At 64.6% G+C, this 2,021-nt stretch carries 3 protein-coding genes; all 3 read right to left on the reverse strand.

Annotation, left to right across the window (positions count from 1 at the left end):
- Nucleotides 1-151 precede the first annotated feature (151 nt).
- Genes AC24GY_RS29385 through AC24GY_RS29395 form a run of 3 tightly spaced genes read right to left on the reverse strand, consistent with a single transcriptional unit; the run spans nucleotide 152 to nucleotide 1,673 of the window.
- On the reverse strand, nucleotides 152-463 hold the full coding sequence (locus tag AC24GY_RS29385) for a hypothetical protein (protein WP_487690423.1): 312 nt from the start codon (nucleotides 461-463) through the stop codon (nucleotides 152-154).
- 24 nt (nucleotides 464-487) lie between these two features.
- On the reverse strand, nucleotides 488-775 hold the full coding sequence (locus tag AC24GY_RS29390; RefSeq protein WP_487690426.1) for a hypothetical protein: 288 nt from the start codon (nucleotides 773-775) through the stop codon (nucleotides 488-490).
- A gap of 13 nt (nucleotides 776-788) precedes the next feature.
- Complete coding sequence (locus tag AC24GY_RS29395) at nucleotides 789-1,673, reverse strand: reverse transcriptase domain-containing protein (RefSeq protein ID WP_487690429.1); 885 nt, start codon at nucleotides 1,671-1,673, stop codon at nucleotides 789-791.
- Nucleotides 1,674-2,021: the final 348 nt, after the last annotated feature.

The raw sequence follows: 2,021 nt of genomic DNA on the forward strand, positions 1-2,021 counted from the left end.
CCCCCCTTCGCCGCCCTCAGGACGGCGCACCTTTTTCATCGCCTGCGATACGACAGACCCGAAACTTCGGACCCGCAGCAGCGGTTCCCTACCAGCCCTTCGGCACGCGCTGCTCTGGGTGGATCGGGTCGCCCTGACAGGATTGCACCTGTCAGGGCTCCCACACCACCGGACGTGCGGTTTTTCGCATCCGGCGGTTGGCAACTTTGCGGGGCTTGTCCCGCGAGGCGAGGTCTGATGGCGTGATCAGTCCATATCTCTTCAAGGTGCGGTTGTTGAGTGCCTCCTGTACCACGGGGCTTGCCCCCATGCGCCAGGCTCCGCGACTGCTGTGCGCCACTTCTCTTCGCGTTGGCGGGATTCCCAGCCGGGTGAGGGCGGCTTTGCGCCTGCGGGCGTTGTGCCAGCGTTGCCAGAAGCATTTGCGCATGTGGCGGCGTATCCAGCCGCTCAACTGCACCATGTTCCGCTGCTCCTAGGCCCGGCCCTAGCAGGCCCACCAGCCGCGTTGATATTGACTCCACTGGTCGCGCAACTGCCCGCTGCTCAATGACTGCCGCGCATCCCACTTCGCCCTCACCTGGTCTTTAAACTTCGTGATGGCCGGTGGTGACGCGGCGATGAGCAGGGCCGCTGTCAGGATGAAGCCGAGGAACTTGCGTTCCCAGACCCGCCCTGTGCCGCTCTTTTCCACATTGACCTCCAGCTTCAGATGTCGGCCTGTCCACTGGCTGATGACTTCCAACACCCGCTGCGCGGCTCTCTGGCTGCTCACGTAAATGTTGCAGTCATCCGCGTAGCGGACGTGCTTCAACCCCCCGGCGTTCGATCTCCTTGTCGAGCTTGTCCAAATAGATGCTGGCCAGCAGCGGTGAGAGCGACCCGCCTTGCGGCGTGCCCTGCTCACTGCTGACCTTGCATCCCCCTGGCAGGACGATCCCTGCGCGCAGGAACCGTCCGATGAGCTGCAGCATCCGCTTGTCCCGCACGACGCGGCTGACCTGCGTCATGAGGATGTCGTGGTTCACCCGGTCGAGCCGAGCGCAGCGAGACAGCCAGCCTGTCTTTTTCAATAATGCTGGCAACAACGCGGTGATGTCCATGTCCACCACCCACTCCCTCCCTTCCCGTGCCTGCCTCTGTGCGGCCTCGATCGCTCCATGCGCTCCGCGCCCGGGTCGGAACCCGTGGCTGGCTTCGCTGAAGTGTGGCTCGAACAAAGGCTGCATCACTTGCAGCAGCATCTGCTGCACGAAGCGATCCAGCACGTTGGGGATGCTCAATGGCCGGATGCCGCCATTGGGCTTGGGGATCTCCTTGCGCCGCGCGGCTCCGGGCTGGTAGCTGCCCTTGAGCAGCTTGGCCTTGATCCCGGCTCCGTGCCTGGCGAGGTGATCCCTCAGTTCTTCGGTCCGCATGCCGTCGGGGCCGGGGGCGCCCGCGTTGCGCTCTACTGCGCACAGCGCCGCCTCCCAGTTGACCGCCTCGACGGCTGCCTCCATTGCTGCCTCCTGCATCGCTGGCTTGTTCCCCGGGTGTCGCATGATCTCCGCAGTGCCGCTCTCCTCGCCGCTGGAGATGGCTGCACCATCGGGGCGGTTCGGGTTCGTGCCGGGTGTCGCGCCTGCGGCGCTGAGGCCGGCTGACGTTGGGGCGGGTTTTGCGCGGGTCACAGGCTCCCGGGTCGCTTTGCAGTCGGCCCTTCGCTCCCTCCGCCTTTCGGCGGCTCTCCTCACTACTATGGCCTCTGCTGACTCCTGTCCGGCTCGCGCCAGACAGGCCTCCTGGGTAAGAACATGAGCTTTCCCCTCGTGCCACGGACCTCTGCTTGATGCGTCTTGATGGTCTTCGGACTTCGCGTTTCCTGGCACGCTCGTCGCCCGCATCCTGCCTCGCTGGTCCTTCGTGTTCCTGTGGTCGAGAGTTTGCCCCGGACTTCTTTCAGCCACGGCCTCGCGGCCGCTGCCTTGTCCTTCGGCTACGGTTAACTCCCATCGTTTCCGATCAGCTCCTTTCATCTG

The organism is Prosthecobacter sp. Pr1, from assembly GCF_057652315.1.

What these genes read in the sequence shown, in the direction of transcription:
- AC24GY_RS29385 (WP_487690423.1), bottom strand. Translation starts at nt 463, where the DNA reads ATGGTGCAGTTGAGCGGCTGGATACGCCGCCACATGCGCAAATGCTTC.